A 24,019-nucleotide genomic window follows, 5' to 3' on the forward strand; every position below is an offset into this window, starting at 1 on the left:
ACGCAGAAGCCGAGCGTGCGAGAACAGGGCACGCAAGAGTCGGGGACGCGAAACCCCCGGACGCGAAAGCCGAGGACGCGAAACCCCCGGACGCGAAAGCCGAGGACGCGACAGCCCGGGACGCGAAAGCCCAGCGTGCGAGCGCGCGCCGATGACGGCCCGGGCCCTCACGACGACGGCCACGTGGACAGACCGCGATCGATCGCGTCGAGCACCAGCGACCAACTGGCGTCCAGCTCGCGCGCGTGATGAAACCCGCCGTCCGTCTCCAGGTGGACGAACCCGTGCATCGTGCTGTACACGAACCGCACCGCGTCCACCGCGCGCGTCTCAGAAAGCTCATACCCGCGCAGCAGCGTCGCGCACCCGGCGACGATCCGCGCCTGTGCGGCCGCGCCCAAGGGGTCGGTCAGCGGCCGCACCGTCGCCGCGTACCGCCCGGGATGCGCCAGCACCCACGCGCGGTACGCGGTGCCGTAGGCGATCAGCGCCGCCCGCCCCGAACGCCCCTGCAACGCCTCGCCCAGCCGGTCCGCCAGCTCGTTCGTCGCCTGCCCGGCGACCGCGTCCAGCAGGTCCGGCACCCCGCGAACGTGCTCGTAGAGGCTGGGCACCGCCACGCCGAGCCGCCGCGCGAGGGCGGTCATCGTCACGTGGTCGATGCCCACCTCGTCGGCCAGCTCCAGCGCGGCGGTGCACACCTGTGCGCGCGACAGTCCGGCCCGTACCATGCGGTACAGCCTAATGGGTTTAGGGATTAACCTACAAGGAACTTCTGGGCGGCCGAGGCGTTGCAGTCGTAGAGCTGCAGCCGGGTGCCGTTCGCGGTCGCGCCGTTCGGCGAGTCCACGCAGCGGCCCGACGCCGGGTTGCGCAGCGAGCCGTCGGACTGCTGCACCCAGTTCTGCGCGCCGCCGCCGTTGCAGTCGTAGAGCTGCAGCTTCGCGCCGTTCGCGGTCGAGCCGGCCGCCACGTCGAGGCAGCGGCCGAGCGTGCGCAGCGAACCGCCGGAACCGCGCACCCAGTGCTGGTCGAACGCGCCGGGCTGGCAGTCCCACAGCTGCACGGCCGCGTTGTTGGCGCCGCTGTCGTCCCCGGCCACGTCCACGCACTTGGCACCGGGGCCGCCGATGGTGCCGCCGCCGCTCACGGAGAACTTCTGCGGCCCGAGCCCGTTGCAGTCCCAGATCTGCAGCTTCGTGCCGTTGGCCGTGGCCCCGCTCGGCGCGTCGAGGCACCGTCCGGACACCGGGTTGCGCAGGGATCCGTCCGTCTGCTGCACCCACTTCTGGTACGCCCCGCCCGCGCAGTCGGCCAGCTCGACCCGGGTGCCGTTGCCGGTCGCGTTGCCCACGAGGTGCAGGCAGCGCCCGAGCGCCGACACGGACTGGTCGGACCCGTGAATCCAGCGCTGGTCCGCCGTCCCCTGGCAGTCCCACAGCTGTACGGCCACGCCGGCCGCGTTCGCGTCGGCGCCGTCGAGGCACTTGCCGCCCGGGCCGGTGACCGGGGCCGCGGGCGCGGGGCTGGTCGCGCCCCCGCCGTAGCCGGCCGCGACGATGCTGGCCTGCACCGCGTCGTCGGCGGCGTCGGTCGGGTACCCGGCCGTCATCACGCCCTCGAAGAACGAGCCGATCGCCTGGTTGGAGTTGTCGCCGCCGGTGCCGAGCACGATCGAGCCCTCGAGGTGCATCGGCTGGTACCCGCCCGCGGGCAGCGCGCCGTTCCACCACGTGCTCAGCGCGCCGGTGCGCGAGTCGCCGCCCTTGAGTGCGAAGGTGTGCTGCCCGTCGTTCTTGAGCAGCGCGGTGACGAATGGCGTCGCATTGCCCAGGTTCGCCGGGTTCGGGCCGCTGCCCAGGTACAGCCCGTTCTCGAGGTCGGCCTCCACCCACGGGCCCGAGCCGGTGCACGGCGGGGTCTTCACGCAGCGGGTGGTCAGCGACACCGCGTCCATGTGCCCGTTGCCGGTGTCGGCGATCTCGGCCTCGGCGTTGCCGTAGTCGAAGCAGCACAGGTTGTTCGCATGGACACCGCTCGCGACCATGTACATGCCCTCGGGCTGCCCGCCGGTGGCCACCCCGTCGCCGACGCGCTTCCGGTAGCCCGTGTGACCGTTGAAGTACACGCCGTACACGTGATGCCCGCCGGCGGTGACGGGCAGCGCGGCCGCGTTGGCGCCGACGTCCTGGCCGCCCGCGGTGCCCGGCCCCTCGATCGTGAGGTCGTTGTGGTGCGGCGACTGGTCGTAGATGACGGTGATGACGCACGCGGTGCCGGTGCAGAACGCGTCCTGCGCGTCCGCGTCGGCGTATCCGCCCGCGGCCAGCAGTCCGATGTCGCGCAGTGCCCCGTCGGAGGCGCGCCGCACCTGGTAGAGCCGGCCGTTGTACGCCTGGTACAGCGCCCGGGTGGTGCTGTGGGCGCCGACGCACGGCGTGCCGGCGGCGCCGTAGATGTCGCAGGGCAGAGCCGTGGCGGCCTGGGCGGCGGACGGGAGGGCGACGAGACACCCGAGCGCGAGCACCAGGACCCACACGGCGCGGAGCCGTGATCGCATCAGAACTCCTCGATGACTACATCGTGGCGGGTCGATGCAGGGAGTATCGCGACGGTCAATTCTTCCAACCAGATCCCGGCGGAATGGAAACCGACACTGTCACAGAACGGTCCGTCCACTCGCGCTCCTTGCGAAGGTCATTTACCGTGCTAAGGCACACCTGAGGGAGCAGACGATGAGGCGTTCCAAGTCGGTACCGCTGGGCCGAAGCTACCTCGCGCTGGCGGCGCTGGCCACGACGGGCGGGCTGGCGGCGTGCGGCCGCGAGCAGCAGACCTACTGCGCCGACCAGAACGGCGTGGTGGTGCCCGACTCTCGATGCGACGACGGCTCGCCGGGCCACTACTACTACACCGGCAGCTACGGCCGGGGCCGCTCGCCGGGCTACCGGCTCAGCGGCGGCAGCCGCGTCTCGTCCACCGACTCGGTCGGGCGTTCCAACGCCGGGCTGCCCGCGACCGGCCACGTGAGCAACGGCAAGGTGAGCTCCGGCGGCTTCGGCAGCAGCAGCCACGGCAGCTCGGGCAGCTGACGTGCGACGCATCGCCGACGGAGCCGTCCGTCCGGACTGGCGTGAGCAGCTGGCCTCGCAGGGGATCGTCTACAACAACGAGATCCCGGCGCCGGGCGGCGGCACCCTGTCGTACTGGAAGGAAGGCCCCTTCTACGACTTCACCTCGGCCGAGATCGACACGCTCTCGGCGAGCGCCGCGACGCTGTTCGAGATGTGCGTCGCGGCCGGCGACTTCGTCATCGACCACAACATGTTCCAGCTGCTGGGCATCCCCGAGTTCGCCTGGGACCAGATCAAGCGCACCTGGTGGGACGACGAGACCGAGCCCGGCGGGCGCAGCAAGGGCGACTTCTCGCCGAGCGTCTACGGCCGCTTCGACGTGCGCTACGCGGGCGAGTTCGCGGGCAAGCCGCAGCTGCTCGAGTTCAACGCCGACACCCCGACCGCGCTGCCCGAGGCGGCGGTCGCGCAGTGGTACTGGATGCAGCAGACCGGCCAGGGCAAGGACCAGTGGAACGCGATCCACGAGATGCTGGTCGCCGGCTGGCAGCGCAACCTGGCGCGGCTGCGCCAGGCCCGCACCCACCTGCTCGACCCGGTCACCATCCACTTCGCGTGCGATCGCGAGGAAGACAGCGGCGAGGACCTCTTCAACACCGAGTACCTGATGGAGACGGCCCGCCAGGCGCTCGCCCCGCTCGGGTACCGCACCAAGTTCATCTGGATGGACCAGATCGGCGCCGGCGACATCCAGGCCGGGGACCGGTTCTACGACCCCGAGGGTCAGCACATCGATGTGATCTTCAAGCTGTACCCGTGGGAGTGGATGACCGCGGAGCAGTTCGCCAAGCAGTGCTTCCGCGACATGAGCGACCCGCGCCGCGACAGCACCGTGTGGATCGAGCCGCCCTACAAGATGCTCTGGAGCAACAAGGGCCTGCTGCCGGTGCTGTGGCACCTCTTCGGCGACGACCCGGAGAAGAAGGACCTGCTCCTGCCCGCGTACTTCGAGTCCGAGAAACCGGACTGGATGACCTCCTACGTGCGCAAGCCCCTGCTCGGCCGCGAGGGCGCCAACGTCTCGGTCATCGTGGACGGCGTCACCAAGATCAGCACGCCCGGTGACTACGGCGGCCCGTTCGTGTGCCAGTCGTTCGCGCCGCTGCCGGCTTACACCGACCCCCGGGGTGGCGATTGGCACCCCGTGCTCGGGGTCTGGATGATCGACGGCGAGCCGGCCGGGCTCGGCATCCGCGAGAGCGCCGGGCTCATCACCGACAATCTGAGCCACTTCGTGCCCCACACCATCGACCACACCGGCTTCTAGTAGGAGACCGCCATGAACGGTACCGCCGCCACGATCGCGGTGCTCCAGGTGCTCATCGTGATCCTCGGCGTGGGCGGCGGGTGGTGGCTGCTCAACGCCGTCACCGCGTTCGACGACCACGACGAGCTCTGGCAGCGGTCGAACTGGGGCTACCTCGTCCAGCGGGTCGGCTTCGTCGCCGTGCAGGTCATCGGCGTGTCGAGCCTGATCGGCCAGGACCTGACCAACTGGAACTCGCTGGCCTGGGTCGGCGGCGGGATCGTGTGGGCCACCGTGCTCGCCGTCCTCGGCTTCTGGATCACCGACTGGATGATCCTGCGCTCCCGCGCGACGCGCATCGGCGAGCTCAACACCGTGCCGCTGTCCGTCGGGCTGGTCCGGCTCGGGTTCTACCTCGGCCTGGCCCTGGTCGTGCGGGCCACCTTCATCGGCCACGCGCCCGACCTGCGCACCTCGCTGCTGTCGACGGCCGCGTTCACCCTCGCCGGGATCGCCGGCCTCGTGATCGCGTTCCACCTGCACGGCCTCGTCGCGCACGGTAACCCGCGCGCCGCGATGGTCACCGGCGACGGTGTGACCCAGGGCCTCGAGTCCGCGGCCGTGCTCACCGCCGTCGGGCTCATCCTGTACGGCGCGATCGCCGGCGACTTCACCACGTGGCCCGAGAGCCTGGCCGGCTTCGGCGCCGCGCTCGGGATCGCCTACGTGGGGCTGTACGTCGCGCGGTACCTCATCGACTGGTTCGTCCTCACCGGCGAGTGCACGCTCAAGACCATCCACGCCCAGCAGCAGAAGGGTGCGGCCGCGCTCCTGGCGTTCCTGCTCGTGATGGTGGCCCTGCCGATCAGCGCGTGCATCAACCTGTACGTCGAGTGAGTGTCCTGACCACGCCGCGGCTCGTCCTGCGCGAGATGGTCGAGGGCGACCTGGACGAGCTCGCGGCGCTGCTCGGCGATCCGGAGGTCATGCGGTACTACCCGAGGCCGAAGACCCGCGCGGAGACGCTCGAGTGGATCGCCCGCAACCGCACGCGGTACCGGGAAGACGGCCACGGCCTGTGGACCATGCGCCTGCGCGACGGTGACGTGTTCGCCGGCGACTGCGGCCTCACCGTCCAGCGCGTCGACGGGGTGGACGAGCTCGAGCTCGGCTACCACGTGGTGCCGGCCCTGCAGCGCACCGGCCTGGCCACGGAGGCCGCCCGCGCCTGCCGCGACTGGGCCCGCACCGTGCTGGGCGCGCACCGGGTGATCGCGATCATCCACCCGGACAACGTGGCGTCGCAGCGGGTGGCGCGCAACACCGGCCTGACCCTGGAGAAGCGCACGACGGGCTACGGTGCCGGCGCCGAGGTCCTCATCTTCGCGGCGGCCCTATGAGGCGATTCGCCGGATGGCAAGGAGCGGAACGCCTTTTCGCACGTTACGAATATTGAGGTCTACCTCACACGTTGTGGCGTTTGCCGTCACGCTGCGCGGGTAGCGATATCGACATGGATAGCGCGGTGCTCAGCAGTGACGTTCGGGACAACCAGATCAACGTCGAGCCAGAGGACGCGTCGGACGATCTCTTCTGGCTGCCGGCCGAGCCCGGCGCCGCGATCGCCGGCCCGCACGCCGACAGGCGGTTCATTCTGTAGGAGATCGTCCCTCTCGGACGAGCAACGGCGCCCGGCCGCGATGGCCGGGCGCCGCTGTGTGTGCGGGACGTGCGGGATCAGCTCGCCGGGTAGCTCGTGACGTAGCTGGGCACGCCGACGCCGGTCTCGGTCGCGACCGGGGCGCCGGTGTCGTTGACCACGTGGTCGATGGTGCCGGCCGAGAGGTTCACCGTCAGGACGTCGTGCAGCTTGACGCCCGGGCGGTTCGGCACCTCGAAGCCGCGCGCCGCGTGGATGGTCGGGTCGACGTTCGTGAAGATGTAGGCGCCGCCGCCCCACAGCTCGTGGGTCTTCACCTTGTCGCTGACCTTGTACGCGGCCCAGCCGAGCACGCCGTCGTGCTGCCACGCCGCCTGGTTCGGCGGGTCGTACGGCAGCTCGTTCTGGAAGAAGATCGTCTTGCCGCGCTCGCCGTTCCAGATGACGTTGTACTGCTGGTAGTGCTCGACGAACAGGCCCGTCGCGAGGACGTCGTCGCCGTTGACGATGACGCCGTTGCGGCCGGTGTTCACGTTCCAGCCCACCGAGCCCGGCACGCCGTGGTCGGCGCGCCACGCCCAGATGTCGTCGAGGATGACGTGGTCGGAGTTGACCTCCAGGCTCACGTCCGCCTTGCCGACGTGCGGGCCGCCGACGCGGAAGAACACGTCGTGCAGCACCGTCGGGTCGTTGGCGTCGCCCAGGTTGAGCGCGCCGCCGAGCTTGGTGCCGACCTGCATGAGCGCGGGCGAGTTCACGGTACCGGCGTCGATCATGAGACCGGAGACCGAGATGCCCTTGCTGTCGGCGATCCACAGCGGCACCGAGCCGCCGACGGCGGTCAGCGTCGCGATGCCCATGCCCAGCACGATGGTGTCGGGCCGCCAGACGAGGATCGAGCTGTTGATGTTGTACACCCCGGGCGTGAAGATCAGGTTCTTGCCCAGGGCGAGCTGGATGTTGATCGCCAGCACCGAGTCCGTCGGCTTGGCCAGGTAGAAGTCCGACAGCGGGACCGAGCGGCCCGCGGTGGGACCGTTGGCCCAGCTCGCGCCCGAGGAGTTGCGGCGCAGCGCGGGCTCGAAGACGTTCCACTTGCCCTTGGCGTCGATGTAGAGGAACGGCCGTTCCTTGCTCACCGGCGTCGTGTCGAGGGTGGTGTACGGCGGGTTCGGGAACTGCTGCGCGGGCGCGCCCACGGCCCCGGAGAACACCTGGTTCCACACGGCGTTCGACCAGTTGGTCATGTTGCTGTCCCGCACCAGGAACTGCTGCTGCGAGCCGTTCGTGGCCGTGGAGAACACCGAGTCGGCGATGAAGCCGCCCGAGGCGTACTGCGGCCCGCCGGTGCAGTAGTCCATGAAGGTCATGTTGCCGTTGACCTTCACCCGCCGCATCGGCGCGGCCTGCGACACGGCCCAGAACTCACCCGAGGAGCGGCAGTCCTTCTCGCCGGCCACGTTGATGGTGAGGTTGGACAGCGAGCGCCAGAAGTTGACCAGCGCGAGGCAGTTGTCGGCCGTGAGGCAGCGGTTGTAGACGTCGACGTGGCCGTTGATGACCGTGTCGGTGGGGTTGAGGCCGAGGCCGGCGACCTCGGTGTAGTACCCGACCTGGAAGATCAGCGGGTGCTCGGCCGTGCCGTACGTGCCCGGCTTGAACAGCAGCGTGTAGCGCTGCGTGCCCATCTCGTTGTCGACCTGCTCCGCGTGGATGGCGTCGACGGTCGCCTGGATCTGCGCGACCGGCATGGACGGGTCGAAGACCTTGACGTTCGGGCCGAAGTCGGGCTGCCCGGCCGGCGGGCGGTTGGCGGGGGCGGCCGCGGCGGCGCCGGGGGTGCTGACGGCGGCGACGGCGGTCAGCAGTACGGCGGCCCCGAGGGCGAACCACCGGCCACGGCGGCCGCGAGGGGCTGACCCGGCAGACCTGGCGGACGCCTGGCCGGAGTGGACCAATGGCATGAAACGCGACCTACTTTCCTCCGGGTGGCGGGCTCACCCACGGCCCCAGACGACGATGGGGCGTGGCATCGCTGGGCGGGGATGATGCGCCACAAATGCGAGAGAGCGCTTTCACGGCAGGACGTTACAGGGAACATCGCGACTGGTCCACGGGTACAAATCGGCCGTGATCCCCACGGAACTCGCTCTCTCGGCGGGGTTCCGAGCCGCTTCCGCGCCACCCCGCGCAGACGGAGCCTGGCACCGCTGGAGGAGAATGGCGGGCAAATGACCCCGCTGCTGACCGCCGACGTCTTCGGCTGGACCGCGCGCCCCGTGCGCTGGCGTCGCGCCCGTGCGCTGCTCGTCGTGGTCGTGGCCCTCGGGGTCCTCGCGCTGCACGTCGCGTTCGACCCGCCCATCGAGTGCTCCGACGCCGTGCCGTGCGGCCCCGACTGGCTCAACGCCCTGCTCTTCGGGCTCGTCACCGCGCTGCCCGTCGTCGCGTTCGTGTCACTGCCGGTCACCGCCTGGCTCGCGGCCCTCTTCTTCACCACCGACGCCATCTGGCAGGTCGCGCACCCCGATCTCGCCTCGCCGGCCTGGCTCACCGGGGCGGACGCGGCGCTCGCGGTGCTGGTCTTCGTGGCCGCCCGGCTCGCCCCGCCCGGGCCCGGCGACGGCGCGCGGATGTGGGCGGCGACCACGTCGCATCGAAAGCCCCCGACGCCTTCGACGCTGCCACGGTACGGTCTGGGCTGGCGGCTGCTGGCGGTACCACTGACGCTTGTGGCTCTGGCGATCGCCGGCGTCGCCGTCGCGGACCAGTCGGGCGCGGACGACCGCCTGGCCACGGCCGAGCGCGTCACGGCGGAGGTCGTCGCGCACCCGGACGAATACTCGCTGGAGGTCCGGCTCCCGGGCTCCGGCGCCGGCCCGGCGACCGTGCGCGTCACCGTGACCGACTCCGACGAGCACCCGGTCGGCTCGCACGTCGCCGTCCTCGTCGCCCGGGACGGGCTCTACCAGCTGGTCAGCGAGCCGTACAACACCAGCAACTGGCTCTCCCTGGCCGTCCTGCTGGCCGGGCTGGCCGCCGGATGCCTGGCCCGGGCCCGGGAGCGCGGCGCGGCGGCCCGGGCCCTGTTCTCGGGCGAGCAGCCGGCGACCGAGGTGTACGTCTGGGCGCTCGGCGGCCGCGTCGCGGTCTACGCCACCGACGCGCGGCCGGGGGAGCCGGCGCTCGTGGAGTTCTTCGCGCTGGCCCGGCACGGCTCCGACGACATCCGCCCCGGCGTCCTCTTCGGCGTGCCCGCCCAGCGCCACTGGTGCGCGGTCGCCGTCGACGGCGAGCTGCTCGTCCCGCGCGGCCCGGCCCGCAGCGGCCGCTTCGCCCCCGCGTACGGCGGCCCCGCCCCCGGCCCGGACCTCGACGAGCCCGCGGCCGTGCCCGACGCGGCCCGGCTGCCGCTGCGGCCCGAGGAGATCCTGGCCCTGCGCGCCGAGGACGTCGCGGCCGACCCGGAGACCGTGCACACGCACCGGCACAACCGCTTCTCGGGGTACACCGTCGTGGTCGCCTCCTCGTGGCCGTTCCTCGTCCTCCTGTCGCGCCTGCTGCCCACGCTGCCGTACTGGGGCGCCGTCGCGGTGACCGCTCCCGTGACCGCGATCGCCTGCCTCTCGGGCTGGCGGCTCTTCCTGCGCCCGCGGGTGAGCTGGAACGGCGCCGGCCTGAGCGTCGTGGGCTCCATCGGCGCCCGCCTGCTCGTGTGGTCGGACGTGCACGCGATCCGCGCCGACCGCCACGGCGCGGTGACCATCGAGACCGACCACCACGGCGCGGGCCTGGTCGTCACCGCGCGCGGCGAGCACGCGCTGCTGCCGCGCTTCCTCTCGGGCGACGAGCGCACCGGCCTGCAGCTGTCGGGCGCCCTGCGCCTGGCGGCGGAGCGGGCCGCGGCCCGGGCGCGCGAGCGGGTGCGGGACGTGGTGTCGCTGCCGCCGGCTCCGGTCACGCCTCCGGCGCCCGCCCTGCTGTACGCGGCGTGGGCGGGGGAGACCCTGCTCTACGCCTTCGTCCTGGCCGGCCTGTTCGGCTGACCGGCCGGTTCAGCTGACCCGCCGGTTCAGCTGACCGTGGTGCCGCCCCAGGTCTCGGGCTCGACGTCGGCCAGGGTCTGCGAGAACGTCCAGCGGTGGCCGGCGAGGTCCTCGGCCTGGTACTGGCGCTCGCCGTACGGGAAATCGGCCGGCTCCACGACGATTCGCGCACCGGCGGCGCGCGCTCGCGCACAGTGGGCGTCGGCGTCGGCCACGCGCACCATGACCGCGTGCGTCACGCCCGTGCCGGTCTCGGGTGCGCACCGCTCGCCGCCGTCGTCGGCGACGATGATCGCGCCTTCACCGGCGCGCAGCTGGGCGCGATGGTCCTCGCCGATGCGCACCCGCTCCGCGAAGCCGAACGCGGCCTCGAGCCAGGCGACGGCGCGGCGGACGTCCGGGTAGGTCAGGATCGGCACGACCGCGGCGGCCGGGATCGAACGGTTGGCCTTCACACTCGCGATCGTAAACCGCGCGGGCTGACCTGCGGGCGGGCAGAATCGTCCACCGCACGTACAACACCACCCAGCGCAGCGCCCGACCTACGGCTGATGCGGTGCCGGGCGCCCCGCGGAGGCCGGCGAGCGGACTCCGCGGGGCGCGGGCGATCTCAGCCCGTGTACGCGGCGAAGATCTTGGAGAACTCGTAGGGCGACTGCGCGATGTTCGTGCACATGTAGAGCGCCCCGGTGCAGGCGTTGCGGTCGCGGGTCTCCTCCCAGAACGACAGCATGCCGAGGTGGTTGGTCTGGGCGAACGCGACGAGCTGGCGGGCGTCGTTCTGGTCGTAGGTCCCGCCGTCGTCGTTCTTGCCCAGCATCGGGGTGACGCCCAGCATGCGCCACACCTGCGCGTCGGTCTTGCTCGGGTACAACCCCTTCAACTGCGTGAACGTCGACTGCGCGGCCTGGACCGCGAAGTTGCCGTAGTCGCCGCTGCTGCGCTGGTAGTCCATCGCCATCACGTTGACCAGGTCGAGGTTGACGCCGGCGTCGCGGGCGGAGCGGACCACGTTCACGCCGTCGGTGGTGAGGCCCTCGGGCAGCACCGGCAGGGTGAGCGAGATCTTCACGTCCGGGCGGGCGGCCTGCAGCAGCGCGAGGGCCTGCGAGCGGCGGGCGATCGTGGTCGGGTCGGCGACCGCGGCGCCCTCGATGTCGAGGTCGATGTACTTCAGGCCGTACGCGTCCACGACCGCCTGGTACTCGGCGGCGACCTGGGCCGGCGTCGAGCAGGCCTGGGCGAGCTCGATGCCGCTGGCCCCGCCGAACGAGATCTTCACGTCGCCGCCGCGGGCGCGGATGGCGTCGATCTGGTCCTTGGCCCACGCGGCGCGCGGGTCGTAGGCGTTGAACCACGACGCCTTGCACCCGGCGCTGTTGACGAACGCGAGCGTGAAGTTCTTGAGGTTGCCCGCGGTCGCCATGTCGGTGAGCGTCGGGGTCGGCCAGGCGCCCATGTCGACGTAGGGCGCGACGGCGAGCGTGGTCCCGGTGCCGCCCCCGCCTCCGCCGCCGCCGGCCTGGGTCGTGGCGCTGACCGAGCCGGACGCCGCCGAGGCATTGCCCGCCGCGTCGCGCGCCTTCACCGTGAAGGTGTAGGCGGTGGAGGCGGAGAGGCCGGATACGGTACCGCTCGTGCCCGTGACCGACGCCGCGAGCGTCCCGCCACGGTAGATGTCGTAGCCGGTCACCCCGACGTTGTCGGTCGACGCGTTCCAGGCCAGGCTGACGCTCGACGACGTCGTGGCCGTGACCCGCAGGCTCGCGGGCGCGCTCGGCGCCTGGGTGTCGGCCACGCCCGCGCACGAGGCGCCGTTGAGCTTGCAGTTCGCGGGCTTGCCCGAGCCGGACACCAGGAACCCGAAGGTGGCCGTGGCGCCGGGGGCGAGCGGGGCGTTGTACGTCCTGTTGTTCGCGATCACGTGGGTGCCGCTCTGGCTCATGAGCGCGTCCCAGTAGCTGCCCAGCGTCGAGCCGGACGCCAGGTCGAACTCGACCTTCCACGTCGAGACGGTGGCGGCCGTCCCGTTGGTGATCGTGTACTTCGCCTGGTAGCCGCTGCCCCAGTCGGAGTCGTAGCTCAGTGTCGCGGTCAGGGAGCCGGCGGCCTGCGCCGGCGTCGTGATCGCCGCGATGCCGCCCGCGGTCACGAGGACCGCCGCGGCCGCGAGGGCGATCCGGAGTCGGGATGTCATCACTGCCTCCAGACAAGACAGGTGTCTATTGAGGCACAACGATAAATAAAGTTAACTAAAAGTCAATGCCCCGCCGGCGGCTGGACACGCGCCGCGCGGGTCGCCCGTCGCCGGGGTGATGCGCGGGGGGAGCGGCCGGTCGCAAGGGTGATGTGGAGCGTCGCACAGTGTGAGGCTTCGATGTGCGAGCCGCCCGCGTGCGGCATGATGTGCCGATGGGACGGCACGAGCAGCGGCAGCGGGCGGCGGTCCGCATCGTCCGCGACCCGCGCCGCGCCGTGCCCTGGTGGCCCTGGCTGCTGCCGCCCCTGGGTCTCGTGCTGCTCGCGGCCGGGGTGGCCGCGGGGCTGGTCGCGACCGGGATGCTGCTGGTGGCGGTCGGGGTGTTCATGCGGTACGGATGCGGCGGCGTCCGCATCGAAGGCTCCGCGGTCCCCGAGTGGCAGGCGGCCGAGGCGGCGCTGCGTGAGGTGCGGCTGCGCTGGCCCGCGCTCGGGGCGATGGCCGAGCCCGCGGACATCCGGCCGACGCTGGACATCACGCGGTACAACCTCGCGCGTCTCATCGCCGCCCGGGTCAGCCTGCGCGGGAACCTCGGCGAGCTGCGCGCCACGCGCGAGGATCTCGGGCGCGGGGACCTGCGCGACGAGCTCGACGAGCGGATCGAGGCGGCCGAGGATCGGCTGCGGGACCTCGACGCGCAGCTCGCGGCGCGGACGGCGGCGCTCGGGCGGCTCGCCGCGTCGCTGGACGCGCACGAGCGGCGCGAGGTCGCCACGGCCCGGGCCCGGGTGCTGCTGGCCGAAACGGGTGAGATGCCCGGTTCGATCCTCCTGGCCGACCCGCTCGCGGAGGTGGGGGAGCGGACGGCGGCCACGCTCGCGGCGTACCGGGAGCTGTCCGAACTGCGACCGTCACGGTCCGAAACGTGATCGTAGGGGACGGTCCCGGCGAACTACGATGAGGCCATGTCACCGGCCTTCGGGCTCGGGATCGACTTCGGCACGTCGAACACGGTTGCTCTGATGCGCTGGCCGGACGGCCGGGTCAGGCCGCTGCTGTTCGACGCCAACCCGTTGCTCCCGTCCGCCGTCTTCGCCCCGACCAAGCCGGGCCCGGCCTCCGCCGAGCCCGGGTCCGACCTCGTTGTGGGTGGCGACGCGCTGCACCACGCGCGGTTCGACCCCGCGGGGCTGGAGCCCAACCCGAAGCAGCACATCGACGAGCAGGCCATCCTCCTCGGCGAGCGGGAGGTCGCCGTCGTCGATCTGGTCGCGGCCGTCCTGCGGTTCGTCTTCGCCGAGGCCAAGCGCGTCGCGGGCTCGGAGGACTTCGCCGTGGCGATCGCGCACCCGGCCGGCTGGGGCACCCGGCGCCGGGCCGTGCTCGCCGAGGCCGCGAAGCGGGCCGGGCTCGGGACCGCGCTGCTCGTGCCCGAGCCGGTCGCGGCCGCGCACGCGTTCACGGCGGTGCTCGGGCAGCAGGTGCCGACCGGCAAGGCGCTCGTCGTCTACGACCTCGGCGCCGGCACGTTCGACGCCAGCGTGGTCGTGCGCCGGCCCGCCGGGTTCGAGGCGGTCGCGGTCGACGGGCTCACCGACGTCGGCGGGCTCGACATCGACGCGACCATCGTGCGGTGGCTCGGCGAGCGGTACTCCGCGAACGACCCCGAGCTTTGGACCCGCCTCGCCGACGCCCAGGACCCGGAGTCGCTGCGGCACCGCCGGATGCTCTGGCACGACGCCCGCGTCGCCAAGGAGATGCTCTCGCGCGCGCCCGCGGTCGTGCTGCAGATGCCGGCCCCGCTCGACGTCGACGCGCAGCTGACCCGCGACGAGTTCGAGGCGGCCGCGAAGCCCCTGCTCGAGCGCACCGTGTTCACCACCGCCGCGCTCATCCGCCAGGCCGGCATCGGCCCCGGGGACGTGGCCGGCGTGCTGCTGGTCGGCGGCGGCAGCCGCATCCCGCTCGTGGCGACCATGCTGCACCGCGCGCTGAACGTGGCCCCGACGATCACCGAGCAGCCCGAGATCGTGGTGGCCGAGGGCTGCCTGCTCTCGCTGTCGGCCCTGCCCGCGGACGGCACCGGCGAGGGCTCCCCGCTCTGGCCCGCCGCCGCCGCGGCCGCCGCCCCCTACGCCTCGATGGCCGCGGGCCCGTCCTCACCGGCGCCGTCCTTGTCCTCGCCGATCGCCCCGGCCCCCTCGACCACCCCGGCTGCCTCGACCATGCCCGGCCCCTCGACCATGCCGCAGCCCGTGGCCGCTCAGTCGACGACGCCGACGGCCGCGCAACCGGCCGCGGACCAGGCGGGCACCGACCCGGGCGTCATGTGGCCGGACCGGGACGCCGCCGCGGCCGTGGGCTTCAGCATGCCCCCGGCAGCGTCGACGTCCGCGCCGCCCGCCGGCTACGGCGCGCCGGTTTCAGCCCCGCCCGTGTCCGGCGCTCCGGCCGGAAGGGTCTACCACACCGGCTCATACCCGACCGCGCAGCCACCGCAGGGGCAGCCGTTTCAGGGGCAGGGGCGGCCGTCGGTGCCGCGGTACGTTCCGCCGCCGCCCGTTCCGGTCGGTGCCCCGGTGTCGCCGGGGCCGTCGAGCCGAGTCGTGCCCGTGTACGACGACCGCACCCCGGCGCCCCGCAAGGGCGGCCGCAACTGGCTCAACGCCCTGCTCGTCGTCATCGCGCTGATCGCCCTCGCGGGCGCGGGCACCACGGTCTACCTGGTCGGACTCGGCAACAAGGACAAACCCGCGGCCAACGGCCAGTCCCCGGCCCCGCAGGCGTCCGCGAACCCGGGCGACAACGGCGCCGCCGGCACGGGTGCCTCGGACGGAACCGGGATCGGGGCCGGCACGGGGGCCGACACCGAGACGAACGAGTCGCACGCCCCGGCGACCACGGCCACGAAGACCGAGACGATCACGGCTCCCGACGTCTCCGGCGACTACATCGACTATGCCAAGCAGCAGTTCCGCGACAAGGGTTTCACGGGCAGCTTCAAGGTCGTCAAGAAGCCGACCGACGACCCGGACCAGATCGACCACGTACTGTCGCAGGACCCGAAGGCGAACAACAAGGTGGCCAAGAACGGCACCGTGACGCTGACGATCGGCTCGCAGCCGGCCCCGCCGTCGAGCCACCCGCCGACGAACACCCCGCGCCCGACCGCGACCTGAGCCACGCCCGCCGAACACAACGCCCCGCCCCGCCCGTGCGGCGGAGCGCCTCGCCCTCGCCGTGCCCGTCGGGCGGAGCGTCCGCGCCCAACCCGCCGACGAATACCCCGCGCCCGACCGCGACCAGAGCCGCGCCGGCCGACCGCAGCATCAGCGCCCGCTCGCCCGCCCCGCCGCGCCCGCCGAGCGCAGCGCTCAGCCCCTTCGCTGATGCCGACCCAGACCGGACGTCCTGGCGGGAGCGACGGTCCGCAGGTGACGCGGACCCGAGCCCTGGATTTTGACCCGCTTGGCAGACTGGGGCCGCACCGGACCCCCGACGAGGAGCGGCGGATGTCGAACACCAACACCTATCTCGACCAGGTCGTCAGGCAGCAGGAGCGGCTCGAGTCCGACCTGCGTTCCAAGCGCGCCAAGGTGGCCCCGTCCGCCCCGGCGCCGGCCGGCGGGCCGCAGCCGCAGCAGGAGCGCGGGCGGGGCGGCGACGGCGGCCGGAGGCCCACGCCGAACGCCGTCGAGGTGCGCGTCACCGGGTTCGGGCGCTGGAAGACGGTGCTCGTGCCGCCCAACGCGTTCGTCGTGCACACGCGCCGCGGGCGGCCGGAGCCGCTGCACGTCGGGCTCGGGGTGTCGTTCCGGTACAACCCGGCGACCGATTCGTACCTCGTCGTGCCCGGCGCGATGCAGACGATCCTCATCAACGCGTACTGCATCTGCCGAGAGTTGCAGGGCGTGCTCGTCCAGGCCTACGTGCAGTGGATCATCCAGGACTTCTCGACCGCCTACCGCCGGCTCGACTTCGGCGACCCCGAGGACCCGATGCGGCTGGTCAACCTGCAGCTCAAGGAGCAGGCCGAGGCGGCGATCAAGGACAAGGTGTCCACGCTGGGCGTCGCCGAGGTGCTCAGCGACAAGCAGCCGATCATCGAGGAGCTCACGGCGCGGCTGCGGGCGGTCGCCGAGGGCTCGGGCAGCGCCGACGCGGGGCTCGGGCTGCGGATCGTCACCGTGCAGATCAAGGAGGCGGTGGTCAGCTCGTCGCGGCTGTGGGAGAACCTGCAGCAGCCGTACCGCACCGAGCAGGGCCGCATCGCCCGCCTCGCCGAGCTGGCGGCCGAGGAGGCCGTGGCCGAGCGCGAGCTCGCGGCGCAGCGGCAGCGGGAGGCCGCCCGGATCGCCAGCGACCGGGAGCTGGCCGACCTGCGCGCGCAGAGCGCGTCGCACGAGTTCGACCGGGAGGCGAGCGAGCTGCTGCGCCGTTCCCAGCGCGAGCAGCAGGACGCCCGGGCGCTCGCCGAGCTGCGCGACGCGACCAACCGGCACGCGCTCGCGCTCGAGCGGCAGCTCGCGGCCGAGGAGGCCGAGATCGGGCGGCTGCGCATCGCGCGCGAGGCGGAGCTGACCCGGCTGGCCGCCGAGGCCGAGCTGGCCCTGGCCGCGACCCGGGCGGTCAACGCGCACGAGGAGGCGCTGCTGGACGTCGAGCGGGAGCGGCTGCGGGCCGAGATCGCCAACGCGCAGTCGCCGGAGAACCTGCAGGCCCAGCTCATCGAGCGGCTGCCGGAGATCGTCGCGCGGCTGCCGAAGCCCGCGGAGCTGCGCTCGGTGACCATCGGCGGCAACGACGGCACTTCCGTCGCGGGCCTCATCGCCGAGCTCACGGCCGTCGTCGGGGCGCTGCAGCAGCGGCGCATTGCAACCGAGTAGGCCGTTTCGCGGCCGGGGGCCCGGCAATCAGGACAACCAAGATCGCTTCACGGGAGGTTGTCATGCGATTGCCGATGCTTGCGGCCGCGGTGCTCGGCGCCGCGCTGCTCGGGGGCTCGCCGGCCCAGGCCGCGCCCGGGGACGAGCCCGGGGCGCTGTCGGCCCAGGACTCCGCGTTCGTGACGGCGGCCGGGTACGCCGGGAACTTCGAGGTCGCCGGTGGCTCGCTCGCGCGGGCGCGCGGCTCCACACAGGCCGTCAAGGACTTCGGGACGCGGATGATCAGCGACCACAACCGGGCCGGCACCAAGCTGGCGATGCTGGCTAAGGCGAACGGGATGTCGACGCCGGACCTGCCCGACTCGGCGCAGCAGAACATCCTCACCGTGTGGTCGCGGCTGGACGGGCTGCTGTTCGACTGCGCGTACGTGCCGGCCGAGTACCTCGACCACGTCGGCGCCATCGGGCTCTTCGAGAACGAGGCGGCCCACGGCGACAACGCCGACCTGGTCGCCTTCGCCCGGGAGACGCTGCCGACGCTGCAGGAGCACAAGCGGATGATCACGACGGCGCTCAGCGCGCTGGACTGCAACGGATAAGGCGAAGGCCCGCCCGGTCGCAACCGGGCGGGCCCTCACGGCGAACACCTAGGGCAGAACGTAGTTCTCGTTGAGGGCGGCGCCGCGGTCCGGCTTGTACTGGTCGAAGCCGCGCGGGTCGCACTGCAGGCCACCGTTGATGCAGTGGTCCGAGAGGGCCTTCAGGGTCGGGGCGTCCCACGCGTTGTAGACGTCGTAGTGGAACGAGTAGCCGCGGCCGCTGGAGAAGTGCACGTTGGCCATGTTGCCGCTGACCGGCCAGGCCATCTTGAACTCGATCATCGGCACGGCGACCGGGTGGTCCTGCGGGCAGACGCCGACGACCGGGTACGCCATGTGCGACTTGTGGTCCGGGGTGTCGAGGTGCAGGCCGTCCCAGCAGCTGGGGGCCTGGAGCCGGACGTTGAGCTGGCTGCCGGCCACGCAGTTGGCGGGGATGTCCCACTGGTTGGTGAGGTCGCCGCACTCGAAGCCCTCGACGTGGCCCGGGTGGTTCTTGAACTCGTCCAGCGTGGAGGACGGGCTGCCGACGACGTAGCGCAGGCCGGCCGGGAACGGGCGGACGCTGCGGTAGTCGAGCACGCCGCTCTTGTAGTAGATGACCTGGCGGCCGACCGGCTGCACGGCGGTGTCGCCGTTGAGCAGGGTGGGCATCCAGTAGGCCGTCTTGTCGCCCGGCGTGATGCACGCGGTGCCGCCGGCCTGCAGCGAGGCGAGCGTCGTGTTCGCGTTGGTGGTGGTGTTGCCCATGAACGTGTGCGAGTGCGACGCGCCCGGCAGGCCGAAGAACACGATCGGGTCGTCCGGCAGGTTGCTGCGGCTCACCGAGCAGTTGGCCTGGAACTCGTGGTGGGTCGTCGGCGGGTTGGTGGCCGGCGGGGTGGCCGTCGACGGGACCACGCCGGTGACCGGCGGGTTGGCCATGACGTACCCGGGGCCGTCGGAGGCCGGCGGGGTGGTGCCGGAGGTGCCGTAGACCTTGAACTCGTACAGCGAGTAGCCGTAGCCGGTGCCGCGCTGGGTGCCGTACATGCGCACGTAGCGGCCGGAGCCGGTGACGTTCAGGGTCTGGGTGCCGCCGGTGCTCGTGGTGGTGCTGTAGATGCTGGTCCAGGCGTTGCCGTCGGGCGAGGTCTGGATCTGGAAGGCCTTGGCGTAGGCGGCCTCCCACTGCAGCACGACCTGGGAGATGGTGCTGGTCGAGCCCAGGTCGACCCGCAGCCACTGCGGGTCGCTCCACTGGCTGCTCCAGCGGGTGGCGTTGTTGCCGTCGAAGGCGGCGGCGGCCGGGGACTCGCCGAGCTCCGTGGAGGAGGCGAGCGCGGGCTTGTTCTGCGACAGCAGGGTGGCGGTGGCCGCGTTGGCGGACGTCAGCTGGAACGCGCCGACGACCATCGACGCCACGACGGCCGTGGTGACTCCGATGGGGATTCCGATTCTTCTGAGGCGTCTGGTACGCAATGCAGCTCCCAGGGGTGTGGGGTGTGCCGTTCGCCGGTGGCGGTCCGGCTGGGTGCGCGCTCTCGGAGAGCGCTCTCCCATGTTGCGCCCGCTCCGCCGAACCGTCAATACGTTGGGCGTGCCCGATGCGGCTCAAGCACGCAATTCGGACTTTGATCAGCAGAATTTCCGACGGAGATGGAGAGCGCTCTCCACCCCCGCATGCCGCGTCCGATCGCCGCCAGACGCGCCGACGAGCGCCGGTCAGGCTGATCGGCATGAACGAACTGCATGGCAAGGTCGCACTGGTCATGGGTGGATCGCGGGGGATCGGGGCGGCCGTCGCCAGGGAACTCGCGGCCCGCGCGGGGGAGCACGGTGAACCTCGTGCATCCCGGCCCCACGGACGCCGACGCGAACCCGGCCTCCCAGCCGACGGCGGCCACGATGGCCGGGCTCACCGCGCTCGGCCGGTACGCGGACGCGTCCGAGATCGCGTCGGTGGTGGCGTTCCTGGCGGGGGAGGGCTCCGCCTACGTGACGGGCGCGACGATCAACGCGGACGGCGGCTGGGCGGCGTAGCCGAGGCCCTCAGCCGGGCACCAGGCCGGTCGCGGTGATGCGCGACCGGCCCGGGTGCGGGGTCGGCGACCAGAGGTCGTGCCCGGCGTCTTCCAGCACGTTCTCGGCCGCGAGCAGGCCCGACAGGATGCTGCCGGCCTGGGTCGCGCCCGGCCGCCCCAGCACCTCCAGGCCCTCGATCGGCGCGTACGGGCCCGGCCGGAGCGTCGCCTGGCTCTTCGGCACCCGCAGCGCCACGGCGTCCAGGATCTCCTCCGCCGCGACGAGCCCGATGGCGGCGACCTCCGCGCGGGCGAGCGCGACGTACCGCTCGTCGTCCCACCGCCAGAAGTCGTCGTCGCCGCAGCGGTACTCCAGCGCCAGCACCGTCTCGGCCTCGCCCCGCTTGGCGGCCGGCACCCAGTTGTCGAAGTTCGTGACGCGCTCGGTGCGCAGCCCCGGGTCGGGCACGTCGATCCAGGTGTCGCCGAAGACCGACTCGGCGGTCGTGTGCAGGTAGACCACGACGGTGTGGCGGTAGACGGGCCGGGCGCCGGGCGGTGGCATCGAGGAGATCACGTGGTCGTGCTCGCGGACCTCGCCGGTGTTGAGCCGCACGCCGGTGACCCGGGCGCCGTCCAGCGCCAGGCCGGCGACGGGCGCGTCGAGGTGGACGCGGCCGCCCTGGCGCTCGGTGTACGCGCACATCCGCGCGTACACCTCCCCGGGCCCCTGCCGCGGATGCGCGAACGCCGGTGCGGGCCGGCGCAGCAGCCGGTCGGCGAGGGGCCGCGGGTCGCGGCGCAGGCGGCCGTCGCGGTAGGCCCGCACGCGCGGCTCGACCATCTCGTACGCGCCGCCGGCGGCCTCCAGCCACAGCTCGTTGACCCGCGGGTCGGTGCTGGAGAAGCGCTGCGGGCCGATGCCGACCGTCTGCCCCCACAGGTCGATCGAGCGGGCCATCCCGCCGACGCCGCCCGAGGCCTCGTAGACGTCGACCTCGACGCCCGCCCGGGCCAGGCAGTAGGCGGCGGTGGCGCCCGCCGGCCCGGCGCCGATCACCGCGACGCGCATGCGTCCCCCGTGGCCAGGGCGAAGATCGCGAGGGGGAGCATCGGGGTCACGGGGGAGCCCGCCCGACCGGCGTTCGCGGCCGCGCGGAACGTGTCCAGCGAGTCGTGGCGCAGCACCAGGGTGCCGGCCGCGGCGACGACGAACATGGCCGCCGCGACCGGCGGCAGCAGCACCTGGCGGCGGCCCCGGCGCAGGGCCGCGTAGGCGGCGGCGAAGAGTGCGGCGATCACGAGCCAGTACGAGCGGAACAGGGCGCCGTAGAGCGGCAGCGCGCCGGCGGCCACGAGGGGTGCGGCGCGGGCCCATGCAGGCACGCGCGTGAGGTACACCCCGCCCAGTCCGATCGCGGCGGCGGCGAGGGGCATCGTGCTCCAGCGCGCGGCGGGCCGCAGGGCGAGCCCCACCGCGGCGACCACGAGCGCGAGCTGCAGCACGGTGCCCGCGTTGAGCGCGGCGATGTAGTCGCCGTCGTAGAAGTACTTGGCGGGCAGCAGCGTCCGGGCACGCGGCAGCAGGGCGAGCGCGCCGAGGCCGGCGATCAGCTCGACGAGCCGCCAGCGCAGGACGAAGGCTCTCACGGCACGGGACGATACTGGAGTTCATCCTACTTTGGGTGGTTTGTGCATAACTCAACGTGTTTGAGCTGATACGGTCCGTGCGTGCGGAAGATCCGGCCCTATCCGGCGGCGCGCGTCCTGGACCTGGTGGATGCGGCCGTGCTGCTCCTGCTGCTCGGCCCGGTCGCGGTGCTGATCGCCGCGGCCCCGTGGGCCACCGCGGCCGAGGCGCTGCTCGCGCTCGGCCGCCCCGACCTCGCCGCCGGAGACCTCGGCCTGGTCGGCCCGCGGCCGGTCACGCCGCAGGAGCTGGCCCGCACCACCGTCACCGTGCTCGCCGGCCGTGGCGCGTACTAGCCAAACCCGAGAGGAACCTCCACATGCGTTGCCTGACAATGGCCGGCACGGCCCTCGCCGGCCTGACGATCGCCGCCGCGCTCGGCTCCGCCGCGCTCGCCGAGCCGGCCCCGTCGTCCAGCCCGTCGCCCAGCCCGGCCCAGGTCGAGCCGCAGCCGATGCCCAGCAGCGGCGAGGTCGACAACCAGAACCCGGTCGCCGGCGGCACGGTCGTGGTCACCGGCCACGGCTTCCAGCCGTTCGAGATGGTCAGCTTCGACGTGAACATCGAGTCGGCGCGGACCGAGGCCGTCACCCACCTCGCCACCGCGCAGGCCAACGCGGCCGGCGACGCCACGGCCACCGTCCAGATCCCGGCCGGCTTCACCGGCCAGCTGCCGATCAAGCTCACCGGCCAGACCTCCGGGGTCTCCGTCACCGTCGCGGTGACCGTCGCCCCGGCCGCGCCGGCCCCCACGATGTCGGGCCTGCCGGTCACCGGGCCGGGCGCGCTCGCCTACACCGCGGCCGGTCTCGCGTTCATCGTCGGCGGCGCCGCCCTCGTCACCATCGCCCGCCTGCGCCGCACCGCCCACGTGGCGGCCCACGCGTCGCGATGACCCTGCCGCGGACGCTGAGCAACCCCTGGGTCCGGCAGCGCGCGGTCCGGCTGCGGGAGCTCCTGCTGCCGCGGGTCCGCTCGGTGCGCTTCTGGGCCCTGGTGCTGCTCGGCCTGCTGCTCGCCGGCGCGCTGTGGATCGCGGTCACCGGCTGGTTCGCCCGCGGCGAGCTGAACCGGGTCCGGGAGGCTGCGGCGGCAGCGCGGGCGGCCGCGGCCCGGGGCGACCTGCCCGCCGCCACTGCCGCGGCCGACCGGCTCGCGCTGACCAACCACGCGCCTGAGGGCCTGACGCCGTACGTCGACCAGCGCCTCGACGAGCACGCGTACCCGGTGCGCCGGGGCGACCAGCGGCTGCACGTGAGCTACCTGGCCACCCACGGCGCCCTCCTGCGCGCGGCCACCGTCGACGGCGAGCGCGTCATGTTCACGCCGGGGCAGGAGCGGGGGCATCCGGCGTACCTGCTCGACCTCGAGCTGCCCCGCGGCGCCACCCGCACCGTCACGCTGCGGCTGCGCGAGCCCTACACCGAGGGCGACCTGCTCGTCCTGCGCCAGCCGCTCGTCCGGCCCCCGCAGTTCACGTCGAGCAGCCAGGAGTGCGGATGAGCGTGCCGCGGATCCTCCACGTGACCGAGGCGATGGGCGGCGGTACGGCGGCCGCGATCGCCGAGTTCGCCCGCTCGACGCCGCAGTACGAGCACCACCTGCTCGGCCGCGTCCGCCCCGGCAGCGAGACGGCGACGGCCGCCGACTTCGCCGCGAGCCACCCGGCCGGGCGCGGCCTCGCCGGCCTCGCGCTGGCCGTGCGCCGCGCGGTCGCCCGGGCCCGCCCCGCCGTCGTGCACCTGCACTCGTCCTGGGCCGGGCTCGTCGGCCGGCTGCTGCTGGCCCCCGGCGGCCCCGCCGTCGCCTACACCCCGCACTGCTTCGCCTTCGAGCGCGACCCCGCCACCAACCCGCCCGGCCTCGTGCGCGCCGCGCGCCTGGCCGAGCGGGCCCTGGCCGGACGGACCCGGCTGGCGATCTGCGTGAGCCCGCGCGAGGCCGACCTGGCCGCGGCGCTGGGCCTGGCCGCCGTGCACGTGCCGAACACGACCCGCGTCCGGGCGCCCCGGGAGCTACCCGCCGAGCCGGCCCCGGAGGTGGTCACCGTCGGGCGGATCGGCGCCCAGAAGGACCCGCATTTCCTGCTGCGCGTCAAGGCCCTCGTCACCGCCGGGGCGGACTGGACGTGGATCGGCGGCGGCGACCCGGCGCTGGAGGCGCGGCTGCGCGCGGCCGGCGTCGAGGTCACCGGCTGGCTGCCGCCGCGGCGGGTCGGCGAGCGCCTCGCCGCCGCCGGCGCCTACCTGCACACCGCCGCCTGGGAGAGCTGCCCGCTCGCGCTGCTGGAGGCGGGCGCGGCCGGGCTGCCGCTCGTGGCCCGCAGCATCCCGGCGCTGGACTCGCTCGGCCTCGACCCGGCCCTGCGCACCCCCGAGCACGTCGCCGCCGAGCTGGAGCTGGTGCTGCGCACCGGGCAGCCCAGCCGGCCCCGGCTGCAGGAGGCGTTCGCGGCACGGCACACCCCGCAGGCCCAGGCGTCGGCGCTCACCGCGGCCTACGAGTGGCTGCTCGACGCGGCCGTCCGCGCCGGCGTCCCGGTCCCGGTGGGGTGA

At 73.1% G+C, this 24,019-nt stretch carries 23 protein-coding genes; 15 read left to right on the forward strand and 8 right to left on the reverse strand.

Going from position 1 to position 24,019, the window contains the following annotated elements; all coding sequences use genetic code 11:
- Positions 1 to 167: 167 nt before the first annotated feature.
- Together AC6JBM_RS51160 and AC6JBM_RS51165 are read right to left on the reverse strand one after the other, a co-directional pair.
- Positions 168 to 731: a TetR/AcrR family transcriptional regulator gene (locus AC6JBM_RS51160; RefSeq protein ID WP_497980761.1), complete on the reverse strand. Its 564-nt coding sequence runs from the start codon at positions 729 to 731 to the stop codon at positions 168 to 170.
- Between the two features lie 26 nt (positions 732 to 757).
- Positions 758 to 2,560, reverse strand: coding sequence for an arabinofuranosidase catalytic domain-containing protein (locus tag AC6JBM_RS51165; RefSeq protein WP_497980762.1), 1,803 nt, complete (start codon positions 2,558 to 2,560; stop codon positions 758 to 760).
- A gap of 175 nt (positions 2,561 to 2,735) precedes the next feature.
- Here AC6JBM_RS51165 and AC6JBM_RS51170 point away from each other — a divergent pair, with 175 nt between their 5' ends.
- From AC6JBM_RS51170 to AC6JBM_RS51190, 5 genes are all read left to right on the forward strand, one after another.
- The gene (locus AC6JBM_RS51170) at positions 2,736 to 3,092 is read left to right on the forward strand and encodes a hypothetical protein (protein ID WP_497980763.1); all 357 of its coding nucleotides are present in this window, start codon (positions 2,736 to 2,738) and stop codon (positions 3,090 to 3,092) included.
- A 1-nt stretch (position 3,093) separates the two neighbouring features.
- Positions 3,094 to 4,401, forward strand: a complete 1,308-nt coding sequence (locus AC6JBM_RS51175; RefSeq protein ID WP_497980764.1) for a glutathionylspermidine synthase family protein — start codon at positions 3,094 to 3,096, stop codon at positions 4,399 to 4,401.
- Positions 4,402 to 4,413: 12 nt separating this feature from the next.
- Positions 4,414 to 5,277 (forward strand): DUF350 domain-containing protein, encoded by an 864-nt coding sequence (locus tag AC6JBM_RS51180; RefSeq protein ID WP_497980765.1) that lies wholly within the window; start codon positions 4,414 to 4,416, stop codon positions 5,275 to 5,277.
- Positions 5,274 to 5,780 (forward strand): GNAT family N-acetyltransferase, encoded by a 507-nt coding sequence (locus AC6JBM_RS51185; protein ID WP_497980766.1) that lies wholly within the window; start codon positions 5,274 to 5,276, stop codon positions 5,778 to 5,780. The genes AC6JBM_RS51180 and AC6JBM_RS51185 overlap by 4 nt, the downstream gene beginning before the upstream one ends.
- A 113-nt stretch (positions 5,781 to 5,893) precedes the next feature.
- Positions 5,894 to 6,040, forward strand: a complete 147-nt coding sequence (locus AC6JBM_RS51190; protein WP_350618584.1) for a hypothetical protein — start codon at positions 5,894 to 5,896, stop codon at positions 6,038 to 6,040.
- A 77-nt stretch (positions 6,041 to 6,117) separates the two neighbouring features.
- On the opposite strand, the gene AC6JBM_RS51195 is transcribed toward AC6JBM_RS51190, so the two are convergent.
- A complete protein-coding gene (locus AC6JBM_RS51195; RefSeq protein WP_497980767.1) occupies positions 6,118 to 8,004 on the reverse strand; it encodes a pectate lyase-like domain-containing protein in 1,887 nt (628 codons plus the stop codon).
- A gap of 267 nt (positions 8,005 to 8,271) precedes the next feature.
- On the opposite strand from AC6JBM_RS51195, the gene AC6JBM_RS51200 reads away from it, so the two are divergent.
- Positions 8,272 to 10,086 carry a PH domain-containing protein gene (locus AC6JBM_RS51200; protein ID WP_497980768.1) on the forward strand — a complete coding sequence of 605 codons (1,815 nt, stop codon included), beginning with the start codon at positions 8,272 to 8,274 and terminating at the stop codon, positions 10,084 to 10,086.
- A 26-nt stretch (positions 10,087 to 10,112) separates the two neighbouring features.
- On the opposite strand, the gene AC6JBM_RS51205 is transcribed toward AC6JBM_RS51200, so the two are convergent.
- Positions 10,113 to 10,541, reverse strand: a complete 429-nt coding sequence (locus AC6JBM_RS51205; RefSeq protein ID WP_497980769.1) for a VOC family protein — start codon at positions 10,539 to 10,541, stop codon at positions 10,113 to 10,115.
- Between the two features lie 155 nt (positions 10,542 to 10,696).
- The gene (locus tag AC6JBM_RS51210; RefSeq protein ID WP_497980770.1) at positions 10,697 to 12,283 is read right to left on the reverse strand and encodes a cellulose binding domain-containing protein; all 1,587 of its coding nucleotides are present in this window, start codon (positions 12,281 to 12,283) and stop codon (positions 10,697 to 10,699) included.
- A 215-nt stretch (positions 12,284 to 12,498) separates the two neighbouring features.
- On the opposite strand from AC6JBM_RS51210, the gene AC6JBM_RS51215 reads away from it, so the two are divergent.
- The 4 genes from AC6JBM_RS51215 to AC6JBM_RS51230 all read left to right on the forward strand — a co-directional run bounded on the left by AC6JBM_RS51215 (position 12,499) and on the right by AC6JBM_RS51230 (position 17,771).
- Positions 12,499 to 13,215, forward strand: a complete 717-nt coding sequence (locus AC6JBM_RS51215) for a hypothetical protein (protein ID WP_497980771.1) — start codon at positions 12,499 to 12,501, stop codon at positions 13,213 to 13,215.
- A gap of 36 nt (positions 13,216 to 13,251) precedes the next feature.
- Positions 13,252 to 15,465, forward strand: a complete 2,214-nt coding sequence (locus AC6JBM_RS51220) for an Hsp70 family protein (RefSeq protein WP_497980772.1) — start codon at positions 13,252 to 13,254, stop codon at positions 15,463 to 15,465.
- A gap of 333 nt (positions 15,466 to 15,798) precedes the next feature.
- On the forward strand, positions 15,799 to 17,172 hold the full coding sequence (locus tag AC6JBM_RS51225) for an SPFH domain-containing protein (protein WP_497980773.1): 1,374 nt from the start codon (positions 15,799 to 15,801) through the stop codon (positions 17,170 to 17,172).
- A 62-nt stretch (positions 17,173 to 17,234) separates the two neighbouring features.
- Complete coding sequence (locus AC6JBM_RS51230) at positions 17,235 to 17,771, forward strand: DUF4142 domain-containing protein (protein WP_497980774.1); 537 nt, start codon at positions 17,235 to 17,237, stop codon at positions 17,769 to 17,771.
- 48 nt (positions 17,772 to 17,819) lie between these two features.
- Here AC6JBM_RS51230 and AC6JBM_RS51235 read toward each other — a convergent pair whose 3' ends face one another.
- Positions 17,820 to 19,166, reverse strand: a complete 1,347-nt coding sequence (locus AC6JBM_RS51235; RefSeq protein ID WP_350618817.1) for a DUF1996 domain-containing protein — start codon at positions 19,164 to 19,166, stop codon at positions 17,820 to 17,822.
- Between the two features lie 423 nt (positions 19,167 to 19,589).
- On the opposite strand from AC6JBM_RS51235, the gene AC6JBM_RS51240 reads away from it, so the two are divergent.
- Positions 19,590 to 19,793 (forward strand): SDR family oxidoreductase, encoded by a 204-nt coding sequence (locus tag AC6JBM_RS51240; RefSeq protein WP_497980775.1) that lies wholly within the window; start codon positions 19,590 to 19,592, stop codon positions 19,791 to 19,793.
- Positions 19,794 to 19,802: 9 nt separating this feature from the next.
- Here the strand turns inward: AC6JBM_RS51240 and AC6JBM_RS51245 are convergent, their stop codons facing one another.
- Together AC6JBM_RS51245 and AC6JBM_RS51250 are read right to left on the reverse strand one after the other, a co-directional pair.
- A complete protein-coding gene (locus AC6JBM_RS51245; RefSeq protein WP_497980776.1) occupies positions 19,803 to 20,846 on the reverse strand; it encodes an FAD-dependent oxidoreductase in 1,044 nt (347 codons plus the stop codon).
- On the reverse strand, positions 20,831 to 21,424 hold the full coding sequence (locus AC6JBM_RS51250; protein WP_497980777.1) for a hypothetical protein: 594 nt from the start codon (positions 21,422 to 21,424) through the stop codon (positions 20,831 to 20,833). Before AC6JBM_RS51250 ends, AC6JBM_RS51245 begins: the two co-directional genes overlap by 16 nt.
- 81 nt (positions 21,425 to 21,505) lie before the next feature.
- Between AC6JBM_RS51250 and AC6JBM_RS51255 the strand changes: the two genes are divergently transcribed.
- Genes AC6JBM_RS51255 through AC6JBM_RS51270 form a run of 4 tightly spaced genes read left to right on the forward strand, consistent with a single transcriptional unit; the run spans position 21,506 to position 24,019 of the window.
- The gene (locus AC6JBM_RS51255; protein ID WP_497980778.1) at positions 21,506 to 21,760 is read left to right on the forward strand and encodes a hypothetical protein; all 255 of its coding nucleotides are present in this window, start codon (positions 21,506 to 21,508) and stop codon (positions 21,758 to 21,760) included.
- Positions 21,761 to 21,783: 23 nt separating this feature from the next.
- Entirely contained in the window at positions 21,784 to 22,359 is a 576-nt protein-coding gene (locus AC6JBM_RS51260) for a hypothetical protein (RefSeq protein ID WP_497980779.1), read from the forward strand.
- Positions 22,356 to 22,967, forward strand: coding sequence for a hypothetical protein (locus AC6JBM_RS51265; protein ID WP_497980780.1), 612 nt, complete (start codon positions 22,356 to 22,358; stop codon positions 22,965 to 22,967). Before AC6JBM_RS51260 ends, AC6JBM_RS51265 begins: the two co-directional genes overlap by 4 nt.
- Positions 22,964 to 24,019, forward strand: coding sequence for a glycosyltransferase (locus AC6JBM_RS51270; RefSeq protein ID WP_497980781.1), 1,056 nt, complete (start codon positions 22,964 to 22,966; stop codon positions 24,017 to 24,019). Before AC6JBM_RS51265 ends, AC6JBM_RS51270 begins: the two co-directional genes overlap by 4 nt.

This window comes from Dactylosporangium thailandense (assembly GCF_059739745.1).

Bases quoted from the DNA above. Each gene is read 5' to 3' on its own strand.
- AC6JBM_RS51160 (WP_497980761.1), bottom strand. From the start codon at position 731: ATGGTACGGGCCGGACTGTCGCGCGCACAGGTGTGCACCGCCGCGCTG.
- AC6JBM_RS51165 (WP_497980762.1), bottom strand. From the start codon at position 2,560: ATGCGATCACGGCTCCGCGCCGTGTGGGTCCTGGTGCTCGCGCTCGGG.
- AC6JBM_RS51170 (WP_497980763.1), top strand. From the start codon at position 2,736: ATGAGGCGTTCCAAGTCGGTACCGCTGGGCCGAAGCTACCTCGCGCTG.
- AC6JBM_RS51180 (WP_497980765.1), top strand. From the start codon at position 4,414: ATGAACGGTACCGCCGCCACGATCGCGGTGCTCCAGGTGCTCATCGTG.
- AC6JBM_RS51190 (WP_350618584.1), top strand. From the start codon at position 5,894: ATGGATAGCGCGGTGCTCAGCAGTGACGTTCGGGACAACCAGATCAAC.
- AC6JBM_RS51195 (WP_497980767.1), bottom strand. From the start codon at position 8,004: ATGCCATTGGTCCACTCCGGCCAGGCGTCCGCCAGGTCTGCCGGGTCA.
- AC6JBM_RS51200 (WP_497980768.1), top strand. From the start codon at position 8,272: ATGACCCCGCTGCTGACCGCCGACGTCTTCGGCTGGACCGCGCGCCCC.
- AC6JBM_RS51210 (WP_497980770.1), bottom strand. From the start codon at position 12,283: ATGACATCCCGACTCCGGATCGCCCTCGCGGCCGCGGCGGTCCTCGTG.
- AC6JBM_RS51215 (WP_497980771.1), top strand. From the start codon at position 12,499: ATGGGACGGCACGAGCAGCGGCAGCGGGCGGCGGTCCGCATCGTCCGC.
- AC6JBM_RS51220 (WP_497980772.1), top strand. From the start codon at position 13,252: ATGTCACCGGCCTTCGGGCTCGGGATCGACTTCGGCACGTCGAACACG.
- AC6JBM_RS51225 (WP_497980773.1), top strand. From the start codon at position 15,799: ATGTCGAACACCAACACCTATCTCGACCAGGTCGTCAGGCAGCAGGAG.
- AC6JBM_RS51230 (WP_497980774.1), top strand. From the start codon at position 17,235: ATGCGATTGCCGATGCTTGCGGCCGCGGTGCTCGGCGCCGCGCTGCTC.
- AC6JBM_RS51235 (WP_350618817.1), bottom strand. From the start codon at position 19,166: ATGGTCGTCGGCGCGTTCCAGCTGACGTCCGCCAACGCGGCCACCGCC.
- AC6JBM_RS51245 (WP_497980776.1), bottom strand. From the start codon at position 20,846: ATGCGCGTCGCGGTGATCGGCGCCGGGCCGGCGGGCGCCACCGCCGCC.
- AC6JBM_RS51260 (WP_497980779.1), top strand. From the start codon at position 21,784: ATGCGTTGCCTGACAATGGCCGGCACGGCCCTCGCCGGCCTGACGATC.
- AC6JBM_RS51265 (WP_497980780.1), top strand. From the start codon at position 22,356: ATGACCCTGCCGCGGACGCTGAGCAACCCCTGGGTCCGGCAGCGCGCG.
- AC6JBM_RS51270 (WP_497980781.1), top strand. From the start codon at position 22,964: ATGAGCGTGCCGCGGATCCTCCACGTGACCGAGGCGATGGGCGGCGGT.